This window comes from Pseudomonadota bacterium (assembly GCA_039815145.1).
Lineage (GTDB): Bacteria > Pseudomonadota > Gammaproteobacteria > Steroidobacterales > JBCBZW01 > JBCBZW01.
This window is the reverse complement of the sequence record JBCBZW010000025.1, coordinates 1-21,823: the sequence shown is the minus strand read 5'-3', so window position 1 is coordinate 21,823 and position 21,823 is coordinate 1. Positions and strand designations below refer to the sequence as shown.

At 66.1% G+C, this 21,823-nt stretch carries 14 protein-coding genes; 7 read left to right on the top strand and 7 right to left on the bottom strand.

The window, feature by feature from the left end:
• Position 1: 1 nt before the first annotated feature.
• Entirely contained in the window at positions 2-2,581 is a 2,580-nt protein-coding gene (locus tag AAF184_09125; protein ID MEO0422482.1) for a TonB-dependent receptor, read from the bottom strand.
• Between the two features lie 614 nt (positions 2,582-3,195).
• Here AAF184_09125 and AAF184_09120 point away from each other — a divergent pair.
• On the top strand, positions 3,196-3,615 hold the full coding sequence (locus AAF184_09120) for a MarR family transcriptional regulator (GenBank protein ID MEO0422481.1): 420 nt from the start codon (positions 3,196-3,198) through the stop codon (positions 3,613-3,615).
• A 13-nt stretch (positions 3,616-3,628) separates the two neighbouring features.
• Here AAF184_09120 and AAF184_09115 read toward each other — a convergent pair whose 3' ends face one another.
• On the bottom strand, positions 3,629-6,286 hold the full coding sequence (locus AAF184_09115; GenBank protein ID MEO0422480.1) for an ATP-binding protein: 2,658 nt from the start codon (positions 6,284-6,286) through the stop codon (positions 3,629-3,631).
• Between the two features lie 168 nt (positions 6,287-6,454).
• On the opposite strand from AAF184_09115, the gene AAF184_09110 reads away from it, so the two are divergent.
• On the top strand, positions 6,455-6,940 hold the full coding sequence (locus AAF184_09110; GenBank protein ID MEO0422479.1) for an LEA type 2 family protein: 486 nt from the start codon (positions 6,455-6,457) through the stop codon (positions 6,938-6,940).
• Between the two features lie 13 nt (positions 6,941-6,953).
• Here the strand turns inward: AAF184_09110 and AAF184_09105 are convergent, their stop codons facing one another.
• Together AAF184_09105 and AAF184_09100 are read right to left on the bottom strand one after the other, a co-directional pair.
• Entirely contained in the window at positions 6,954-8,354 is a 1,401-nt protein-coding gene (locus AAF184_09105; GenBank protein ID MEO0422478.1) for a methyl-accepting chemotaxis protein, read from the bottom strand.
• Positions 8,355-8,367: 13 nt separating this feature from the next.
• Positions 8,368-8,991 (bottom strand): DUF6436 domain-containing protein, encoded by a 624-nt coding sequence (locus AAF184_09100; protein ID MEO0422477.1) that lies wholly within the window; start codon positions 8,989-8,991, stop codon positions 8,368-8,370.
• Positions 8,992-9,165: 174 nt separating this feature from the next.
• On the opposite strand from AAF184_09100, the gene AAF184_09095 reads away from it, so the two are divergent.
• Together AAF184_09095 and AAF184_09090 are read left to right on the top strand one after the other, a co-directional pair.
• Positions 9,166-10,062 carry a CPBP family intramembrane glutamic endopeptidase gene (locus AAF184_09095; GenBank protein ID MEO0422476.1) on the top strand — a complete coding sequence of 299 codons (897 nt, stop codon included), beginning with the start codon at positions 9,166-9,168 and terminating at the stop codon, positions 10,060-10,062.
• Between the two features lie 92 nt (positions 10,063-10,154).
• A complete protein-coding gene (locus AAF184_09090; protein ID MEO0422475.1) occupies positions 10,155-11,759 on the top strand; it encodes a cation:proton antiporter in 1,605 nt (534 codons plus the stop codon).
• Between the two features lie 39 nt (positions 11,760-11,798).
• On the opposite strand, the gene AAF184_09085 is transcribed toward AAF184_09090, so the two are convergent.
• The 3 genes from AAF184_09085 to AAF184_09075 all read right to left on the bottom strand — a co-directional run bounded on the left by AAF184_09085 (position 11,799) and on the right by AAF184_09075 (position 17,164).
• Positions 11,799-13,592, bottom strand: a complete 1,794-nt coding sequence (locus AAF184_09085; GenBank protein ID MEO0422474.1) for an FAD-dependent oxidoreductase — start codon at positions 13,590-13,592, stop codon at positions 11,799-11,801.
• A gap of 85 nt (positions 13,593-13,677) precedes the next feature.
• A complete protein-coding gene (locus AAF184_09080; GenBank protein MEO0422473.1) occupies positions 13,678-15,171 on the bottom strand; it encodes an aldehyde dehydrogenase in 1,494 nt (497 codons plus the stop codon).
• Positions 15,172-15,202: 31 nt separating this feature from the next.
• Positions 15,203-17,164 (bottom strand): FAD/NAD(P)-binding protein, encoded by a 1,962-nt coding sequence (locus AAF184_09075; protein MEO0422472.1) that lies wholly within the window; start codon positions 17,162-17,164, stop codon positions 15,203-15,205.
• A 170-nt stretch (positions 17,165-17,334) separates the two neighbouring features.
• Here AAF184_09075 and AAF184_09070 point away from each other — a divergent pair, with 170 nt between their 5' ends.
• Genes AAF184_09070 through AAF184_09060 form a run of 3 tightly spaced genes read left to right on the top strand, consistent with a single transcriptional unit; the run spans position 17,335 to position 21,699 of the window.
• Positions 17,335-18,948 carry an NAD(P)/FAD-dependent oxidoreductase gene (locus AAF184_09070; GenBank protein ID MEO0422471.1) on the top strand — a complete coding sequence of 538 codons (1,614 nt, stop codon included), beginning with the start codon at positions 17,335-17,337 and terminating at the stop codon, positions 18,946-18,948.
• A complete protein-coding gene (locus AAF184_09065) occupies positions 18,941-20,503 on the top strand; it encodes an NAD(P)/FAD-dependent oxidoreductase (protein ID MEO0422470.1) in 1,563 nt (520 codons plus the stop codon). Before AAF184_09070 ends, AAF184_09065 begins: the two co-directional genes overlap by 8 nt.
• Positions 20,500-21,699, top strand: coding sequence for an aminomethyltransferase family protein (locus AAF184_09060; protein ID MEO0422469.1), 1,200 nt, complete (start codon positions 20,500-20,502; stop codon positions 21,697-21,699). The genes AAF184_09065 and AAF184_09060 overlap by 4 nt, the downstream gene beginning before the upstream one ends.
• The last annotated feature ends 124 nt before the right edge of the window (positions 21,700-21,823 follow it).

Sequence of the window (21,823 nt, the reverse complement as noted above, 5' to 3'; positions counted from 1 at the left end):
CCTAGAAGCCGAAGTTCACGCGCACGCCACCGGTCAGCGGACGGGCAAAGGTCACCCGTTCGCGATCGTTGATGAAGTTGCGCGCCAACTCCGCCTGCTCGTTGAACAGGTTGTCGATGTAGAGCTCCGCACCCCAGCGGTCGCTGGTGACGCCGGCCGTGATGCCGAACAGTGCCCAGCTGTCCATCTCGTCACGGTTGATCGTGATGATGTCGCTGAAGGCTTCGCTGGAGTAGGACATATTGGGCATGAGGTGGGCGGTCCAGCCGTTGCTCAGCTGCCACTCGTAGCGGGCGCGTAGGGTGGCCTGGAACCCAGGCGCGAAGGCGAGTTCGTCGCCCTCGCGCACGTCGTTGGTGGGCGTGAGGACCTCGGTGATCTCCGTGTCCAGGAACGAGAAGCCACCGCTGATGGTGAGGCCGTCCACGTTGCCCGGTGCCCAGATGAAGTCACCCTCGATACCGAAGATCTCCGCGTTGGCGGCGTTATCGGAGAAGAACAGGTTGGTGATGCTGGGGTCGAAGATGGTGGTTTGCAGGTTCTCGATGTCCACCAGGAACGCGCTACCGTTGAAGCGGAACGTGCGGTCGAAGAGGTCGAGCTTCCAGCCGATCTCGTAGTTGACCACATCATCCGTATCCAGGGTGAAGGGCACCGTAAACCCGTTCGGTCCCGCCGCGCCGCCCGGGCGGTTGAGCAGGCCGGGGCGGAAGCCCTCGGACCAGGTGCCGTAGAAGAGCAGGTTGTCGTTCGGCGTCCAGGACGCTGTGACCTTACCGATGACACCGTCCGTGGTGGCGGCGTCCGGCGCGTTGTTCAGCGCGGCGACCACCTGAGCTGGCGTGTTCTCATCGATGTTGTCGAGCGTGTAGGTGATCTGGTTATCCGGGTTACAGCTGCCGCGGAAGGTGATCTGACCGTCGCCGTTGTAGAGGTCTGTGATATCCGTGCCGAAGCCGTTGATGTCTTCGGCGGCGCCGGAGTTGCAGAAGGACGCATTGGCGCTGCCGTCGAAGTCCACTTCGATGTCGTACCACCGTGCGCCCACGGTGACGGCGAACTGATCCGATAGGTCGAAGGTCAACTCACCGAACACGCCGTACTGCTCGTCCGTGCGCTGGATGTCGTTGCGGAAGATCACCCCGGCGGGGAAGGGCCCCGCATCCGAGGTGAACCCGGTGGGGAAGGGGAAGTTCGGTGCGAAGGCGCCGAAGGGGGCGGCAGCGACCGAGCCTGGGTAGGTGAAGTCGTTGCGCTCCTGCAGTTCGAGGTCGCTGTAGAAGGCGCCGACGGTGGCGCGGACGCGGCGGTCCACGGGCGTGTTCAGGCGGATCTCGTGGGTCTGCACCTTGGTTCTGGTGGTGGAGGTCACGAACAGGTCGGGCGCCTGGCAGGTGCCAGAGGGCGCGGCATCGCCGGGGTAGCTCACGGAACCGTCGCAGATGTAGTAGGGCAGGTACTGGCCGACGAAGAGGTAGTCAGCGTAGTCCACCACCTGGTCCGTATCGCGATCGGTAAAGGCGCCGGTGTAGAGCAGTTCGAGCTCACCGACCCGGCCTTCGAGGGTCCAGCTCGTGTTGCCGAACTCGTCTTCCAGCGTGTCGTCCTGGTAGCGCTGGATCTCGTAGTCGTCGTCCAGGGTGGGGTCGGAGAAGAACACCCCCTCGGAGTCGAGCTGCTGCTGCATGTGGCTGACCAGCAGGCTCCAGTTGTCCGTGAGATCTAAGCGAGCGGCGAGGCGTGCGCCGGCGTAGGTGGTCTCGTTGAAGTTGTCCTCTACGCGCGTCGCGTTGTCGGCATCGATGAAGGTGACGCCGCTGAGGTCTGCGCCGGCCTGGAAGCCCGCGCGATTGTCCGAGACGGGCACGCCGTTGGAGCGCAGAGTGCCCGCCGGGCGAAAGCGGGCGCTCTCGGAGACGTCGCGGGTGCCCGCCACGTTGTCGATGTAGCCGCCCTGGTTGTCCACGAAGGCGACGCCGCGCAGGGTGAATTTGTCCGTCACCGGCACGTTCAGCATCGCTTCTACGTTGGTGCTCGGCTCGCCGCCCACGGTGAAGCCGGTGCCCAGCTTCACGTTGCCGTAGGTGCCGCTCGGGTCTGGCTTATTGGTGATCAAGCGTACCGTGCCGGCCTGCGAGCTGGCGCCGAACAGCGTGCCCTGAGGTCCGGAGAGCACCTCCACGCGAGCGATATCCGCCGCGTAGACGTCGAGGTTGCGCCCCGGCTGGGCGAGCGGCTGATCGTCCAGGTAGAAGGCCACGTTAGGCGCGAGGCCGGCGACCCCGGCGGTGGTCAGGTTTGGCGTGGTGGAGGCGAGGCCGCGAATGTAGATCGTGTTCTGGCCGGGGCCGCTACCGCCGGCGGTCACCCCGGGCAGCTGGATCAGGTAGTCCTCGAAGTTCGCGACGCCGAGTTGGTTGAGCGTCTCCTCGCCCAATGCCTGCACGGCCACGGCTACGTCCTGGGTCGTCGAGACGCGCTTGGTGGCAGTCACCACCACTTCCTCGATCTCTGCTGACGCCTGTGGGCTCGCCGTAATGGCAGCTACCACAGCCGCGCTCAGACAGATTCGCTTGTTCATGCTCGCCTCGTTCGTCTCAAAATGTGTGGGTTCGTCAGTAGGTCAGCTGGTCTTGCGATATCGCCACTGGCCCTTGCCGAGCGCCGCAGCGCGTACGCGGTAAACGCCTTGGGGGAAGGCGTCGTGGGGCGAGCCGTCGGCCCCCGGCGTCACGGGACGCCCCGCCTGGCGCCGTCCGCGCGAGGGGACGTGGCGGGGTGCAGTGCGCTCGCTGATTCGGTTGCCGTTCGCTCTCTCAAGGGCCGTCTTTTCCCATCCCGGGGGTGAGGTGCTTAGACTCGTGAGTAATTCCCTAGGCGTGAGAGTTTACACTTAGCGCGAGAAGAATAAAATAATTAGTAGAAACAGCTGCTTGGTATTGCTGTATAAGACGAACATTGAGGCGCCTGGATGGAAAACATTTCTAGTCCGAAGGATTTTTCAGGTCTTGGCCGTTCCGTCGCAGGTCGGCAGAAACCTGAGCTTTCGGGCCTACTGGCGGGTGCCATCAGCCCATTCCGCTGCCCATCGGGCGGTCGTATAGTGGCCGCTTACCTGCACTGGCCTCGTTAGGAGCGACTGGCTTGACGGACGAAAACTCGGTCTTGGTCTCGCTGCGCAAGATCATCCGTGCGATGACCTTGCATTCGCGGCGCCTGCGTAAGAGCTCGGGGCTCACGGCGCCGCAGGTGCTGACCCTGCAGACCATCAAGGAGCTGGAGGGCGTGTCGATCTCTCGCCTCGCCACCCAGATGAGCCTCAGTCAGGCCACCATGACCACCATCATCGACCGGTTGGAGAAGAACGGGTTGGTGCGGCGCCGTCGCAGCGATGTGGACAAGCGCGTGGTCCACGCCGAGCTCACGGACGAAGGCACGATCGTGCTCGACGACGCGCCGGCCCTTCTGCAGGAGGAGTTCGTCGAGCGCTTCGCCGCGCTGGAGGATTGGGAGAAGTCGATGATCGTCTCCGCCCTGCAGCGCCTCGCCGTCCTGATGGATGCGGAAGGTATCGACGCGGCGCCCATGCTCCACGTGGATACGGATATCGGCTAGCCCTGCGCGGGCATTAGCTTGACGTCAGGGGCTCCGCCGATCGCATCGCCTCGCGCAGTTCGGCGCGGGAGAAGGGTTTGTTGATCATGCGGTAGGGGCTGTCTTCGTCGAGGTGATCGTTGAAGCCGCTCATGAGTATCGTGGCCATCGACGGGCGATGCTCTTCCAGCCACCGGGCCAGGTCGTAGCCGTCGTGTTCGCCGGGCATCCTCACGTCTGAGAGCACGAAGTCGTAGTCGTTGCCTGCGCTGAGGTGGGCGATCGCTTCATCCGCCGAGCTCACGTGCTGCACCTCGGCGACCATGCTCTCGAGGATGGCGCACAGGGAGCCTGCCACGAGGTCGTTGTCCTCCACCACGAGCACGCGTTCGCCTGCGCTCGCCGGGGTGGGCTCCGCACGTGCCTCGTGAGCCAACGGTACCGGGGGTGCACTCGCGGCCGCAGGCACAGCGAGGCTGACCGTGGTGCCTCGCGTCGGCGCGCTCACGATGCGCAGGTCGCCGCCGGTCTGACGCACGAAGCCGTAGACCGAACTCAACCCGAGGCCAGTGCCGGCGTGTTCGGCCTTCGTGCTGTAGAAGGGTTCGCAGGCCTGATCCTGGGTGGTCGCGTCCATGCCCGTGCCCGTGTCGGACACGCGAATCACCACGTAGTCGCCAGGGGCCAGGGATGGCCACTCCTCGGCGCACTGCGCTCCCCACGCAGGCTCGCTGACCGTCACACGTACCGTGCCGCCCGCGGGCATGGCGTCCGCCGCGTTGGTCAGGAGGTTCAGTACGGCGGAGGTGAGTTTGGACGCATCCAGCATGGCCACCGCGGTGTCGGGAAGCTCGTATTCGATCGTGACTTCTTCGCCTACAGCCGAGCGGAAAAGCGTTCGACTGTCGCGTAGGAGGCCCACCACATCCACGGGCCTCGGCACGAGTTCCTGCTGGCGCGCGTAGGCGAGGAGCTGTCGCGTCATCGCCCGTGCATAGGCCACCGATTGGTTCGAGGCCCGCAGCATGTCGCGCGCCGCAGGCTCGGTGAACTGCTGATCGAGGGTCTCGTTCGCTGAGGAGATCACCTGCAGCAGGTTGTTGAAGTCGTGGGCCACGTTGCCGGCGATCTGGCCGATTTGCTCCGTGTGCTTCTTCTCGTGCAGGGCGTGCTCCATGTCCGCCTGTTCACTCAGTTGCCGCTTCAGTTGCACCGCCTGTTCTTCCACGGCGACGCTTAGCTGGCGATTGCGTTCCTGTTCGCCCTCCAGCAGCTTGCGCTGATACTGACGGCGGTTGAGGCTGTAGAGCGTGGCCAGCACGGCCGCGCAGCCCAGGAGCATCAGGGCGAGCACCATGTTGCGGTGATCGCGCAGGGCGGCTTGGCGGGTCTCCAGTTCGCGGGCGCGCGCTTCGGCAGCTTCGGCTTCCGCGGCCAGCAGCGCTTCCGCCTCACGCATGCGAGCGATCTGCGATTGCTGACGTTGGGCCTCCAGGCGCGCGTCGTAGTACCGCGTGTAGTCGAGGGAGTCGACCTGTCGGTCATCCTCCACCGCCTGCAGCAGCTGTTGTAGCTGCGCCGTCGACCGGTCGAGGCCAGCCTGACGCAGCTGCGCTTCGAGGCGCAGGCTGGCGATGGTGCTGGTGCGTGCGGGGGAGAGTTGGGCGGTGGTGGAGATCGCGTCGAGTACGGCCTCGGCCTGCGCCGGTTGTTCCTTTGCCAGCAGTGTTCGCGCCAGGGAGATGTGTGCCTCCGGCAACTCCCAAGGTACTTTCTCAAGGAGTTCGATGGCGCGACGGCCGGCAGCTTCGGCCGCGACGAGGTGACCAAGCTCGCGTTCGGCGTCGCCAAGATACTCGTAGGCGTTTCCGATCACCGAGGCGTTACCCGGCGTGTCACTTGCCACAAATTCTCTTAGGCCGTCCGCAGCGCCTTGGGCATCGCCGAAGATCCGTTGTAGTTCGAGCTCGTGCAAGCGTAGGGAATTCAACAGGGAAAGGTCGTTCGCGCGTTGGCGCAGCGGTGTGAGGCGTTCCAGCCACTCTTGAGCATCCTCATGCAGGCCGCGTTGTATCAGGATCACGAGCAGGTTGTTAGCAAGCCCCAGGGCCATGCGATCGTTGCCGAGGGACTCGGCGTTCGGGATTGACTCGCGCAACACTTCGGAGGCTGCAAGGATGCGGCCCGATTCGAACAGGGCGCTGGCGTAGTTGGCCCGTGCGCGAAGTTCGATACTGGGATCGACCGTCTCGGGAAGGTTGGCGAGAATCGACTCGTACTCATCGACCGACTGCTCTGTGCGGCCCGCCGCTAGCAGCGAGGCCGCGCGCATCGAACGCAGGTTGACGTGTTCGTTCGGTGCCTGCGCGGCGGGCACTCGTGCCATGCCTTCGTTCAGTACCGCGATGCCTTCCTCGAGACGCCCTGCCTGGAGGAACACGTAGCCGCGGGCGACGTAGGCGTGGCCGAGGAGCTGCGGGTCCGACTCGGCGGTGGCCTCGAGCCCCTGGAACACCTCGTCCAGCACGGCGATGCGCTCGGCGACGGTAAGTTGGCCGTTCAGGGTCTGGTCGATGCGCTCGCGCAGGGATTGGGCGTGGGAGGTCAGGGCGAGCAGCGCCAGCAGCGCGATCGCCCCCGCTAGCGCTCGGGCGCGGCCAAGTCCTCTGGCAGCTGGGAATCCTGGAAGCATCGGGATCCTCGTCCGTGACCGTTATCCGTAGTGTACGGTACCGCTACGTAGCCTTGCGCGTTAGAGCCTCGACACGATCAGGCGTCGAACCTTGCGTGAGGCGTGCTTTGGTCTGACCGGTGCTGGCGATCGCGGGCGAAGCGCCGTGAGCGCCGCTATACTCCGCGCATGATGCGATCACTCCTGTCGGCTCTCACGCTCGGTGTCCTGGCCTTGTTGGCCAGCGGCTGTTCCACCCTCAACCCTCAGTTCGAAGCGCCCTCGGTGCGCGTGCTCGGGGTGCGGCCCCTGTCCTCGTCCCAGGGCAATCAGCTGGTACCGCGCTTTGAGATCGACCTGCTGGTGGTCAACCCGAACGCCTCATCCCTGTCCATGCGCGGCATGAGCTATCGCCTCTTCCTCAACGATCTCGAGGTGGTGGAGGGCGTGGCCAACAACCTGCCCGAGGTGGAGGGCTACGGCGAAGCGAACATCGTGCTGCCCGCCACCTTGAACGTGATCGACAGCATGCGTTTCGTGAGTGGGATGCTCCGCGGCAACGACACGGACGTGCGTTGGCGCCTCGCAGCGCGCCTCGACGTGAGCGCGCTGCTGCCGGCGATCCGGATCGAAGAGGAGGGCGTGTTGGAGCTCGACGGGATGCGCGCGCCCTAGCGAGGGTGCTCGCTCAGGCGGACGCAGCGTCCGACAGCATCCACACGGCGAGGTCATCCCCCTCCGGCGCGCCGCCCTCGTCGTCACTGCCCGAATCGACCACCTGCGCCACCTGCTGCTGAGCGCCGCCAGCGATATCCCCCAACTGGGCGGCGAGCGTTTCCATCTGCGAGGCTGAGCGATTCAAGGCCTCCACCGCCTCCGCGTTGCTGCCGGCCACCTGCGTCAGGTCGGTCACGGCGTCGCTGATCTGCTGCACACCGGTAGACTGCTCCGCGCAGGCCGCAGCGATCTCCCGAACAAGCATCGAGGTGCGCTGAATCGACGGCACCATGCCCTCGATCAGGCGACTGGTGCGCTCGGTGAGCTCCACGCTCTCGCTGGCCACCGTGCCGATCTCCTTAGCGGCCGCCTGGCTACGTTCGGCGAGCTTGCGCACCTCGTGCGCGACCACAGCGAATCCCTTGCCCTTCTCGCCCACGCGGGCGGCCTCGACGGCGGCGTTGAGGGCGAGTAGATCGGTGCGGCTGGCGATCTCGTCGACAATATGGATCTTGCGCGCGATCGAATGCATGGACGCGACGGTGTCGCGCATGGCTTGGCTGCCCTCCTCGGCTTCGCGGGCCGCCTGGCCCGAGATCTCGTCGGTGAGACGCGCGTTCTCCGTGCACTGATGCACGGACTGGCTGATCTCGTTCAAGTGCGCTGAGGTCTCATCGATGCTCGAGGCCTGCTGCGCCGCTGCGGCGGAGGCGGTGCGGGCCGTATCGCCCAGGCGATGGTTGAGGTCGAGGAGTTCGCTGGCCGTGGCGCGTACCTGATCGATCGTGTGGGTCTGGCGCTCGGCCGCGCGCCGCGAGTCGTCTGCCACGTGCTGGGACTTCAGATACTCCTCCAGCAACACCCCCCCGAGGTAGACCACGATGGCCGTCTCCACCACCACGTAGGCGGCGTGCACGAGCACGATGGCGAGGTTGCCGCCCTCGGGGAACACCCAGACGCCAGCGCCGTGCAGGAGGCTGAAGGCCAGGTGATGCACGGCGATGACGCCGGCAGCGGTCACCACCGGGCGCCAGTCGCGGTAGACGAGCAGGATGGCGAGGGACACGAACACGCCGAAGTGCAGTTCGATCATCCCGTGGCCCTGGTGGATGTGCAGGGCGCTCATCAGCATGAAGCTCGCCCCCATGTGCAAGCGGGTCAGCAGCGCCCCGCCTTGGGTGATGACGAGGAAGGCGGTGATCCCAAGCGTCGGCACCGCGATCAACAGCGCCTCCAGCCAGGTGCCGTACCAGGGGGCGAGCCCCAGGCTTACCAAGGTCAGCAAACCCATCACGCCGAGCATGAGGCGGTCGGCTTGCGCCCAAAGGGGGGTGAGCGTCTTGGCGTCGTTCGAGTTTACGAATAGCTTCATAAGGCAGGCGTGCTCAGGAGTGAGTGTCGTTCGCGGCGCGGGCGCAGAGGCAGCCGACGCCGAGGGGGTTGAAGATCGGGGGTGCGTCGCCGTCGAGGAGCGCCTGCAGGCTGGCTTCCACCGCGCCTTGGCCGCCGCGGGGCAGGCACATGCCATCGTTCGAGTAGGGCCCTGCGTACAGCACACGACCGGTGTGATCGAGCACCACCGCCGCGGGGGCGGCGGGTACCGCCTGGCGCAAGGCAGCCGAGAACGGATCGTCGGGCGACACGCTTACAAAGCGCACCCCCTGGTCCGCGTAAGCCGCCTCGATGCGTTGGCGATGCGGCTTGCTGCGTTTGCTGCACCGGCAGTCCTCGGCGGCAATGTGCAACACCGTGGCCTCGTACGGAGCGGGCACGAGCAGGGCGGCACGCGTAGCCAGGGCTTGGGCGATGGCGTCGCGGTCGAAGACGAAGGCGGCGCGGCCGTCGTTGGGGTCTGAGGACCACAGGGCCTGGGCGCCGGGGCCGAAGTGCCACAGCAGCACACTCGCGCTGAGCAGCCAGCCGGCGACCAGTACCCAGGCGAGGGGCTGCGCACCGCGCCTGGGGGCAGGGGCGATCGGGTCCAGCACTGTCGATGGAGTGGCGGCCATGGGCGTACTCGTAGCGATCCTTCTTCGGATAACGGCGCGCGGAGTAGTGCCTTGAGGGAAATGCCCGCGTTTGTGTGCTGATCGACAAAGGCACGCTCCCACCGCTCAGGTGTTGCTCTTATTTCGTATTTTTGCTAATTAGTAATTCATCGAAATAAGCGGAGCGCGATCGATATGCGAATGCTGACCTTTCTCCTCGCCACCTTCGGCGTCAGTTGGGCGATCGCGCTGGGGCTGCACGGGGCAGGGGGCCTCGCCGGCGCGCCGCCGCCCCTGGTGGCCGCGGCGTTGCTCGCCTACATGTTCGGGCCCGCCGTGGGGGCCGTGCTGGCCACGGCCCTGTTCGATCGCGGGGCGTTCCTACGCACCTTGGGCCTCACGCCCTTCCGATGGGGGCGCACCGTGCGCTGGGTCGCGATCGGATGGGGGCTGCCGCTGCTACTGATCGTGCTCGCCACCTCGCTAATCCTGGTGGTACTTGGCGCGCCGCCGGCCGACGCCGCGGCGCGCTTGCACGCGCAGGCGAGTGCGGCGGCGCAGGCGGCAGGGGCATCGCTTCCCGTATCGCCCGAGCAGCTGCTGTGGCTGACCCTGGCGGTGAACCTGCCCGTCGGCATCGTGATCAACACGGTCCTGATCACCTTCAATGAAGAACTCGGGTGGCGCGGTTGGCTCTACACGCGCCTCGCGCACCTCGGCTTCTGGCGCGTGTCGTTGATCACCGGGCTGCTGTGGGGCCTGTGGCACGCGCCCATCGTGCTCATGGGACACAACTACCCCGGTCTTGGCCTCTTGGGTGTTGCCTTGATGATCGCCTGGACCGTGCTCTTCGCGCCCTACTTCACCCTTGTGCGTGAGGGCGGGGGCAACATCTGGGCCGCGGGCGCGATGCACGGCGCGGTGAACGCTGGCACCGGCATCGGACTGCTGTTCGTGCCGACGCCCGTATGGCCCCACAGCGGCCTGCTCGGTGCCGCGGGGTTCGCGGTGCTGTTGGCGGGCTGGGGTGGGATCGCGTGGTATCGCCAGCGCGCGATCGTCCGAAGGCCTGAGCCCGACGGCGCGGGGTGACGGTCGTCAATACGCAGTCGTCGCGCTGGGAGTGGCGGGTGGGCTTGGCGTAGCATGAGCGTTGGCGACTCGCCCGACGGACCGGCGCCACGATGGAATTCGACTGGGTAGCAATCGCCTTCGGCGATATCGTGTGGATCGCGCTGGCCTTCGCGTGCGGGCTGGCCTCGCGCGCGCTCGGCATTCCTCCCCTAGTGGGCTTTCTGGCCGCAGGCTTCCTGCTCAAGGCCAGCGGTGGTGCCTCCGGTGAGGTGCTCGCCAAGCTGTCGGACCTGGGCATCACCCTGCTCCTGTTCACCGTCGGCTTGAAGCTCAATCTGCGCACGCTTCTGCGGCCCCACGTGTGGGGCGTCACCTTCGCCCACACGGGCCTTACGATCCTGTTCGGTGCGCTGCTCTTCCTGTGGCTGGGCAGCGTCGGTGTGGGCGCGCTCACGGGGCTGAGCTGGCAACAGGCGAGTCTGTTGGCCTTCGCCCTGAGCTTCTCCAGCACGGTCTTCGTGGTGAAGGTGCTCGAGGACAGCGGCGAGGTGACCGCCCTGCACGGGCGCGCCGCCATCGGCATCCTGATCGTGCAAGACGTGTTCGCCGTGTTGTTCCTGGCGGCATCCACGGGCAAGTTGCCCACGCCCTGGGCCGCTGCCCTGGTGCTCCTCATCCCCCTGCGCTCGGTGCTCCACGCCGTGCTCAAGCGCGCGGGCCACGGCGAGTTGCTCGTGCTGTACGGCTTGCTCCTGGCCCTCGGCGGCGCCGAGGTGTTCGAGTGGGCGGGGCTGAAGGGCGATCTCGGCGCGCTCATCCTAGGGGTGCTCATCGGCACCCACGCCAAGGCCGACGAGATGGGCAAGGCTCTGTTCGGGTTCAAGGACCTCTTCCTACTCGGGTTCTTTCTGTCGATCGGCCTGAACACGCAGTGGACGATCGATACGCTATTGCTCGGGGCCGCATTGACGCCCTTGATCCTGCTCAAGGGGGCGTTGTTCTTCGCCCTCATGTTGCTCTTCCGCTTGCGCGCGCGAACGGCGCTGGTCGCCTCCGCAAATCTCACCAACTTCAGCGAGTTTGGTCTGATCGTCACCGCGATCGCCGTAAGCAACGGTTGGCTTGGGGCGGATTGGTTGGTCGCGCTGGCCGTCGCCCTGGCCCTCTCCTTCGTGGTGGCCGCTGGCTTGAGCGCGGTGGCCAAGCCGCTCTACGCGAACCACTCGGGGCGCTTCAAGGCGATGCAGCGCCGCTCGCGTATTCCCGAGGACGATCGGATCGATCTGTCGTCCTACCGCACGATGGTGATCGGTATGGGGGGCGTCGGGGCTGGGGCTTACGATGCGATGCGTTCGCGCGAGGGCAACACGGTGGTTGGGGTGGACATCGATCCGGTGACCGAGGCGCTGCACCGTAGGCTTGGCCGCGAAGTGATCACGGGGGATCCGAGCGACACGGATTTTTGGGAGCGCCTAGTGCTGCCTTCCGTGCCCCTTCGCATCATGATCGCCTTGCCTAACCGCACCGCGACCGTGGCGGTGATCGAACGTATGCGTGCTGATGCGTTCACCGGTGAGATCGCCGCGACCGCGAAGTTCGACGACGAGGTGGAGGCAATCTCCAACGCCGGGGCGTCGATGGTGTTCAACTTGTCGACGGAAGCTGGCGCGGGCTTCGCTGCGTTGGTGGAATCCGAGGAAGAAGATGCACGGTAGCGCTGGCACGAAGGGCGTTCAGTGAGTCTCAGGGGAGCCTCAGGAGCCGAGCTCTGACACCGCGCGATGAGCCTGCTCGATAGCCGCCTCCGACATCGCATTCGATGCCGCATCGCTGGCCGCGATGGCGATGTTGCCAAACGCCTTGCGATTGCGCTCCCAGTAGCGCTCCTCAGGCGGCCACAAATCCGGCTCGAAGGCGATGCGATCGGTCTTCGGATCGTGGGCGTACGCGTAGCCGTGGGGCCAACGGTTTACGGTGATGCCCGCGATATCACGATCCGCCTCGAAGCCTCCGGGCCCTAACATACGCGTCAGCTGATCTCGCACGTGCCCTTCGAAGGTGTCGAAGGACGTGGTCAGGAGGGAGCGTTGGCCGGCACGAAACTGCTCGCGGGCGCTAGGGCCTGGCTGACCCGGCACGTGGTTGAGGTGTAGCACCATCGGATCCTGCGGATTCACCGGGTAGTCGTAGCCACCGATGGACACGGGCCAGTCGAGCATCACGTTGTGGAAGAAGCTTCCGGAGCACAGGGCGCGATGGAACCCCAGGTTGGCAAAGCTCTGCCAGTTACGCAGCACGACGTTGGTGTAGACCAGGGGCGCCCGCACCGCCTGGCCTAGCTCGCTGCGCTGGGGATCCGGCATCTCCGGGCATAGGTGCGGAATGATGCCGTGATAGCACGCTAGCACCACCTTGCCTGCAGTGACCGAGCGCGCCTTGCCGCCCTCCACGTAGGTCACGCGCACGGGATTGCTCAGCTCGTCGTCCAGGTGACGGGTGCGCACGACGGTGCTGTTCAGGCGAACGCGCACCTGATTCGCCGGGCGATCCAGGGCCCCGTAGTCGAAGCGTGCCAGTACGATGTCGTCCATCGTTGAGCCCGGGGCGGCCGCCGGGATCATGTCGCGCACGAGCATCCGTGCGATCGTCGCGTTGCCGTCGGGGAAATGGTAGATGTACGGGTGAGGGTCTTCCGCGCCTCCCTCCTCCGCTGGGAAGAGCGACTCACCAAGATCGCCAAAGCCCGGGTATCCGCTCACCAGGGCCTCTCGGGCCGGGAATGCATCGATCCCGATAGCCCACACACCGCGAGAGATATCCTTGATCACGGCTAGGGCCTGATCGCCGATGCCGGCACGATCGCGCAAGTACTGCTCATAGCTCACGTCGGTCAGGTAGGCGAGCTGAGCGCGGGAGTCCATATCGTGGAGATAGTGGCGCTCATCGGCAAACAGCCGTACCAGCTCTGCCTTCGTAGGCCCCGTGAGGGGCGCCTGCTCCAACACCTTGGCGTCACCGGCAGACCCGACGACGAGGTGATCACGGCCGAAGGTCTCGCGATTGAGGAAGATGGCCGACGACAAACCGAGATCATCGAACAAATCGTGGTGATAGGCCTCGCGGAAGCGATCCGTGTCGATACCGAGTTCGCGCAACAGCCGCGCGGCCACCGCCGGGTAGCCCCCCGGCGCTTCGATCAGCATGGTGCCGCCGTAGCCGATCAGCTGCTTATCGCCGACGGTGAATTCATTGCGCTTGGCATGACCGCCGAAGTCATCGTGATTGTCCAGCACCAGAATCCTGGCATCCCGGCCAGCAGCCTGACGGTAGAAATAGGCTGCCGAGAGGCCGCTGATGCCACCGCCGACCACCACCAGATCGTAGGTCTCGCCCGTGTCCTCACCCTCGGGAATGGCGCCACCGTCGCGGAGCATGTGGGCGACCTCGAAGGAGCCGGCATGAGAGCCTCGAAGGCCCGACTTCGCCGGCGGGTAGCCCGCGAGCGCGAGGTGGGGATCCAAGGTCCGTGTCAGTGCCCCCGGCGCCATCGACGCGCCAACTCCCAGGGCGACTCCGTTCAGAAAATCCCGACGTGTGACAGTACGCTTCAAGCGATATTCCTCGCGTGGTGGCTCAGTCGTCGAACTCGAACCAGGTGGTCTTCAGTTCCGTGTAGTCATCGAAGGCGTGGATCGACTTGTCGCGGCCGTTGCCGCTCTGCTTGAAGCCGCCGAAGGGCACCGTGATGTCGCCGCCGAAGTAGTTGTTGACGGTCATCGTGCCCACGCGCAAGGCATCGGCCACCTTGTGCGCGCGGTTGATATTCGTGGTCCACACCGCGCCGGCGAGGCCGTAGATCGAATCGTTGGCCATGGCGATGGCCTCGTCAGCAGTATCGAAACCGATCACCGAGAGCACCGGCCCGAAGATCTCCTCGCGGGCGATGCGCATGTCGTTGCGCACGCCCGTGAAGATCGTCGGCTCGTAGTAGTAGCCACCGGAATCCGCATGGGCACGGCTGCCGCCCGCGACCAGCGATGCACCCTCATCCTGGCCGATGGCAACGTAGCGAGAGACCGTGTCGAATTGCTTCTGGCTGATCAGCGGCCCCATCGCCGTGTCCGGGTCCAGGGGATCGCCCGGGTGCCATGCCTGGCAGTGGGCCAGCACCTTCTCGATGAAGGCGTCGTGGGCGGCGTTCTCGACGAATAAGCGGGTGCCTGCCGTGCAGGTCTGCCCGCCGTTGTAGAACACGGCCAGGGCGGCGCCGGCGGCGGCCTTGTCCAGATCGGCATCGGCGAACACGATGTTCGGGCTCTTGCCGCCGAGTTCGAGAAACACCCGCTTGAGATTGGACTGAGCCGCATCCTGCATGATGCGCTTGCCCACGGCGGTGGAACCGGTGAAGGTTACTCCGTCCACGTCCATGTGCCGGGCCAGGTGCGCGCCGATCGTAGGACCATCGCCCGGCAGCACCTGGAGAACGCCCTCCGGGAGGCCGGCTTCGGCGGCGAGCCCGGCGATCCGGATCGCCGTGAGGGGCGTATTTTCGGAGGGCTTCACGATCACCGAGTTGCCCGTGGCCAGTGCCGGACCGAGCTTCCAGGCCGTGGTGGAGATGGGGAAATTGAACGGCACTACCGCGGCCACTACGCCGAGGGGCAAGCGCTGCACGAGGGCCAGGGTGCCGGCCGGCGACGGCGAGATCTCATCGTACAACTTGTCGATCACTTCACCGCTCCAGCGAATCGTCCGAATCGCCGAGGGCACGTCATCGCCGGTGGTATCGCCGATCGGTTTGCCCGCATCGAGGGTTTCGAGCAGGGCAAGTTCATCGGCGTGCTGCTCCATCAGCTCCGACCAGCGCACCATGACGGCCTTACGCTGGCGAGGCGCCATGCGCGACCAAACGCCACTCTCGAAGGTCTTGCGAGCGATGGTGACGGCGCGATCGACATCCGCCGTCGAACACTCGGCCACGTCCGCCAGCGGCGCGCCGTTGGCCGGCTGGGTGAGCGGTCTCGTCTCGCCGGACAGGGAGGCCTGGTAGTCACCGCCAAGGAACGCTCGGGCCTCGATCGTGAGGTCCTTCGCCGCCGCGCTCCAGTTCTGGTCTTTCATCGTCATCGTCTCCTGCCCAGGCGATGCGTCGCTGGGCTCAAGTGAGTTCACGCACGGCGCGATAGGCCTGCATGGCAGCCTGGGGGAACAGGGCGACGGCGCCCGCATCGGAGTTGGCGATGGCGATGCGACCCAGGGGCTTGCGGCCCGCAACGTGTGGGAAGCGCTCATCGTCCCAGTCGTCGTAGAAGTCATCGTGGCGCCAGTCGTAGCCGTAGGCATAGCCATGGGCCCAGCGGTTGACGGTGATGCCTGCGATATCCTTCGCCGGGTCAAAGCCTCCAGGGCCTAGCAGTTCCGTCAGCTGCGATCGTGCCTCGCGCTCGAAGGTCTCGAAGGGCGTGGTCATCAACTCCTGGCGACCGCGGGCGTAGAGATCGGGCGAGGATTGATCCGAGTCCGGGTAGAACAGGAAGCGCTCCATGTGCACCACCACCGGTGCGTCGGGCGTCGGCGAGAATTGGTAATCGCCGATGCTGACCGGGAAGTCGACCATGGCGTTGACGAAGAAGCGGCCCGGCATCGCCACACACCCCACCCCGAGCTTGTCGAAGGCGCGCCAGTTGGTGAGGGCCACGTTGGTGTAGATGATGGGGGCACGCGTACGCTGCGCCAGGGCGGTCCGTTGCATTGCCGGCAACTGCGGGCAAAGGGCGGGAATGATGGCGTTGTTACAGGCCAGGATGCAGCGCTCACCATGTACGCGGTGTGCCTGGCCCGCGCTCACGTAGGTAACCGCCACGTGAGGGGCTGCGCCGGCATCTCCTTCCACGTTGACGACGTTGACCGCCGTGCTGTTGAGGCGAAGGCGAACGCGATGCTCCACCATGTCGAGCTTCGCGTAATCGAAGGGCGCGGTGACCACATCCTCCATCGTATGACCCGGCGCGACGGCGGGGATCAGGCGGCGCACGATGATCCGCGCCAGGCTGGCCAGACCGTCGGGAAAGTGGTGGATGTAGGGGTCGTCGGCGAAGTCGAAGCTCGTGTCTTCGCCGGCCGCCTCGCCGCCGGGGAGGGTGCCGTAGGTGAAGGCATCCGCCGCCGAGGTCTGTTCGATGTCCAGGGTCGAGTCCGTGGTCAGGCCGGCGAGGGCGCGGAACACCTCCGGCTCGCTCACGTCCAGGTGGCGACGTAGGAACTCGGCATAGGAGAGGGTGTAGAGATACTCGCGGCGCTCCTCATCGCTCATTTCGGCCAGATAGTTGGTCGGGTCGGTCAGCACGCGCAGCATCTGCGCCTTGGCTCCTGGTGAAAGGGGCATGGCCTCGACTGCGGCCTTCGCCGTTTCGCCTTGCGCCAGGGGCAGCCAGCTCCAGAATCCCCCCAGGTCGTACTTGATGAGCTCACGCCGGCCCCAGTCTTTCTCGCCGAAGAGCACGGCACCGGCGAGGCCATGGCGGCGGTAGAAGTTCTGATCGTAGGCATCGCCAAGCTTGCCCATGTCCACGCCAAGGTCCTTGAGCAGCCGTTTGACCACCCGCGGGTAGCGCTGGGGTTCCTCGAAGGTCTGGGTGCCGCCGTAGCCGATCAGACGCTCGCCGCGCACGGCAAACTCGTTGCGCTTGGCGTGCCCACCGAAGTCATCGTGGTTGTCGAGGATCAGGATGCGCGCGTCGGGGTGTCGCTGGTGAAACAGGAACGCCGCGGTCAGGCCGCTCAGCCCCGCGCCCACGACGACCAGGTCGTACTTCTCACCCGTGGCGCGCACGGGCCCGAAGTCTACGGCGCCGGCCCTGGCGAGGGCGTGGGCAACGTCGAAGGAACCGTCGTGGTTGCCGCGCATGCCCGTTCGCGTCGGCGGATAAGGGGCCGCCGCCCCAGCAGGTGCGCCGGTGGGCGAGGCCTGGCCCGCGCCCAAGGCCGCCCCCGGGAGCATCGAGGCTCCCGCTAAGGCGCTGAGTCCGTTGATGAAGTCGCGACGCGCGATGTCCGCACCCATGCCGAGCGCCTCGTCGGAGAGCGGACGGCGGGGCGTGTGGGGCGATCTCTTGGGCACGGCAGACCTCGATGTTGGCGAGTGATTCCGTGGATATGAGCGGTGACGTCGACCATGGACGGTACTGACAGTCCGCCGCACCGAATACCGCGCCTATACGCCTAAACGATCCGGCGGCGCAGTTTTGATTACCGTCGAGCCCTGGCCCTTCGAAGTCACAGGGATCGAACGTGCCTCGATTTGACGCCATCGTGATCGGCGCCGGACACAACGGCCTGACGACTGCGGCATTCCTCGCGAAGAGCGGCCTGGACGTCGTGGTCCTGGAGCGCAACCCGTACTTCGGGGGCGCCACCGTTAGCCGCGAACTGCACGAGGGCTGGAAGTACTCCAACTGCTCCTACGTCTGCAGCCTCTTCCGCCCGGAAATCTACTCCGCTCTAGACCTCGGACGCCATGAGCTGAAGGTGATTCCCCTCGTCAGCAGCATGACCTTCAAGCGTGACGGCGACTACTTCGGCAGCTATCAGCATCCGGCGGTGCGCCGGCGCGAGCAGCGCCGCCACAGCCCTCGGGATGCGGATGCAGCGGTTCGCTTCGACGCGGACGTGCTGCGCTGGTGCAAGCTCATCCGCGGCATGCTCCTGCGCACCCCGCCGGACCCCACCTCCCTGCGACCCCGCGACGCGTTCGAGTTCGCCTACCTGCTGAAGAAGTTCTGGTCCCTCAGCGAGGCCCAGCTCTGCGAGTTCGTGCGCTTCTTCACCATGTCCATCGCCGAGTACCTCGAAAACTACTTCGAGAACGAGACGATCCTCGCCCACTACTCCGGCGGCAGCATCATCGGCACGGGCCTCGGCGTGTACTCGCCGGGCACCGCCTACGTCCTGCTGCACCACGCCATGGGCGATGTGGACGGCAACGTCGGCGCCTGGGGCTTCGCCCGCGGCGGCATGGGCTCCGTGGCCAAGGCCCTGGCGAGCGCCTTCGAGAGCTACGGCGGCAAGGTGCGCTGTGATGCGGCGGTGGAGCGCATCAAATCCTCCGGTGGCCGAACCACCGGCGTCGTGCTCGCCTCCGGTGAGGAGATCGACGCACCGGTGGTGGTCTCCAGCCTCAATGCGAAAACCACCTTCACCCGATTGCTGGAGAGCGACGACGTGCCGCCGACCCTGCGCAGGCGCGCCGAGCAGTTCAAGACCCGCGGCTCCTCCGGCAAGCTGAACATCGCCCTCGAGGGCATGCCGAGCTTCCCCGCCCTGCCCGAGGGCTCGCCCCTCACCCTGGGGCACATGCACTTCACCGATACCCTGGAGCGACTGGAACTCGCCTACGACGATTGGAAGGACAAGCGCTGGTCGACCGATCCCTACACGGACACGCTGATTCCCTCCCAGTACGACCCCACGATCGCGCCACCGGGCAAGCACATGATGAGTGTGTTTGTGCAGTACTGCCCTGCCGACATAGAGGGTGGCTGGACGGACGACAAGCGCACCGCCTTCGGCAACACGGTGATCGACCAGATCGCGGACTACAGCCCCGACTTCAAGTCCCTCATCGCCCACGCCGAGGTGCGTACGCCGCACGAACTGGAAGCGGAGGTGGGTCTGCTCGAAGGCAACATCTTCCACGGCGAACTTACCTTCGATCAGCTGCTCTTCAACCGTCCCTTCCCGGGTGCCGCTCAGTATCGTGGCCCCATCAAGGGCATGTACCTGGCTGGCTCCTCCTCCCACCCCGGTGGCGGCGTGATGGGAGCGCCGGGCTGCAACGCCGCCCGCGAGATCCTCGGCGACCTGCGCCGCACCGACGTCACGCCCCGCGAGTTCACCGATGACTGACGCCCACCTCACGATCATCATCGGCGCCGGCCATAACGCTCTCGTCTGCGCCAACTACCTGGCCCGCGGCGGCCAGCGCGTGCTGTGTCTGGAAGCGGCAAGCGGCCCCGGCGGCATGGCATCCCACCGCACCTTCGCGGAGGGATTCGAGGCACCCTTTGCCCACGCCCAGTTTCCCGCCGATGCGAACATGGTCGAGGAACTCGCCCTTGCCCGTCATGGCTACGCACCCTCGCCGCCGGCGCCGACGACGGTGCTCGATCCCCAGGGCTGCACCCTGTCTGCCCAAGGGCCCGAACTCTCAGGCCAGGGCGTGGCCGCAGCGGACGCTGATGCGTACCGGACCTTGCGCAAGCGCTTCAGCGACTTTGCGCGGCGCCTCGGTCCCGTGTTCCGCCAGGCGCCGCCGCGCCTGAAACACCTGAGCACCGCCGAGCTGCGCAGCGTGGCCTCCCTGGCCCTGAACGTGCGCTTCGGTCTCGGCCGGGAAGGCCTGCGAGAACTGCTACGCGTCGCCGGCATGAACATCTACGATCTCCTGGACGAGCAGTTCGACGACGACCGGGTGAAGGGCTTGCTGGCCCTCGAGGCCATGCAGGGGTCGGCCATGGGCCCGCGCACCCCCGGCACGGTACTGACCTGGCTGCATCGCCTGGCCAACGCCCGAGATCGATCCGTGACGGTGGCCGCCGGGCCCGAGAGCTGCCTTGCGTCGGCTTTGGCAAAGGCGTTGGAAGCGACCGGTGGAACGGTGCGCTACGGCGCGCGGGTGCAGTCGATCACCACCGGCGAAGCGGGCCGGGCGAGTGGCGTCACCCTCGACAACGGCGAGCACATCGCCGCTCAAACCGTGGTGTCCGGCATCGATCCGCGCGGCACCTTTGAGCACTTGGTCGGACTCCCCCGCCTGGACACCGAATTCGCCCGCCGGGTCACCCAGATCCGCGGCAAGGGCGTGGTCGCGAAGCTGCACCTCGGCCTCGACTCCCTTCCCGAGTTTCGCGGAGTCTCGCGCCAGGCCCTCGCTGGCCGGCTGCTGGTCGCCCCCTCGGCGGACTACGTCGAAAGGGCTTTCAACCCGAGTAAGTACGGTCGCATCAGCGACGCTCCGGTGCTCGAGATCACTGTCCCGTCGCTCACGGCTCCGCACCTCGCACCTAAGGGCATGCACGTCATGTCGATCAATGCCTCCTTCGTTCCCTACAAGGCGGCTGCGGAGGAGAGCAGTGCGTGGCGCGAGGAGGTGCAACGCACCGTCATGGACACCCTCGGTCAGTACGACGGCGGCATGCCGGCTCGCGTCACCTGCGCCGATCTGATGACGCCCCTGGACATCGAACGAACCTTCGGCGCGGTCGGCGGCCATTGGCACCACGGTGAATTGTCCATGCATCAGTCGATGATGTTGCGCCCCCTCTACGGCGCCGCCCAGTACGCCACGCCCATCCGGGGGCTCTTTCTCTGCAGCGCAGGCTGCCATCCCGGTGGCGATGTGGCCGGCACCGCCGGAAGCAACGCGGCCGCGGCCATCCTCGCCGGCAAGGGGGACGCATGAGCGCCATCGACCATACGCACTTCCGCCAGCCCCTCGGCCGAACGCCGTTTCTGGATCACTACGAGGCCGCGTCCACGCGCGAACACTGGACCGTGTGGAACGGCTACAAGATTGCCAAGGTGGTGGACAACCTGGCCCGGGAGTACTACGCGATCCGCAGCGGTTGCTCGGTGATGGATCTCACTCCCATGGAGAAGTACCGCATTTCGGGCCCTGATGCAGGGGACTTCCTGAATCGGCTGGTCACCCGCGATGTGAGCCAGCTCGCCGTGGGGCGCATCACCTACGTGGTGTGGTGCGACGACGAGGGCAAGGCCATCGACGATGGCACGATCTTCCGCCTCGGCGAGCGTGAGTACCGCCTGTGCGCCCAGCACCATCAGCTCGACTGGTTGCTGAGCAGTGCCCTCGGCTTCGACGTCAGTATCACCTGTGAAACCCACGAGGTGGCTGCCCTCGCCGTGCAGGGCCCCACATCGCACACGGTGCTCGCGGCCGCAGGTTTCACGGAACTGGCGCAACTGAAGCCTTTCCGCAGCGTGCAGACGTCCTTCGCGGGCGGGCCCGCCCTGGTCTCCAGAACCGGCTTCACCGGGGACCTTGGCTACGAGATCTGGGTGGCACCGGAACAGGCCGATGCCCTGTGGCAGGCTCTGCTAGCGCAACGCGCCAGCTACGACGTCGTGCCCATCGGACTGGACGCGATGGAGATGGCCCGTATCGAAGCGGGCTTCATCATGCCGGGCTTCGACTTCGTCACGGCCGAGACCGCGTTGATGCCGGAACATCGTCGGTCGCCCTACGAGCTCGGCCTGGGCTGGGCCGTGGATCTGGAGAAGGGGCACTTCACCGGCCGAGCGGCGCTCAAGGCCGAGCAGAGCAGGCCGGCGACACGACGTCTGACCAAGTTGGTGGTGGCGGGCAACAAACCCGTCGGCGACGCATTCATCTACAACCGGCGCAAGGGGCGAGAGATCGGCGTGGTCCGTTGCGCTACGTGGTCGCCAGTGCTCAAGGCCAACCTGGCCCTCGCCGAGATCGAACTCACCGATGGCAGCCTGCCGGGCAGGGTCTGGGCGAAGATCGACTATCAACGGGAGCTCGCCTGGCGCGTCGCCTGGGAGCCCTGCACGATCAGCAGCAAACCCTTCTACTCGCCTGCGCACCGCAGCGCTACGCCGCCGCACGCATTCTGAGTCGTCACGATGGGCACCCCGGCACCGAGCAACCCCTTCGACAACTGGCGCGCCATGGGCATCTCCCTCTACATGGTGCTCGTCGGCTACGGGGTGCTGGTCGGCATCCCGGTGATCAGTTCCG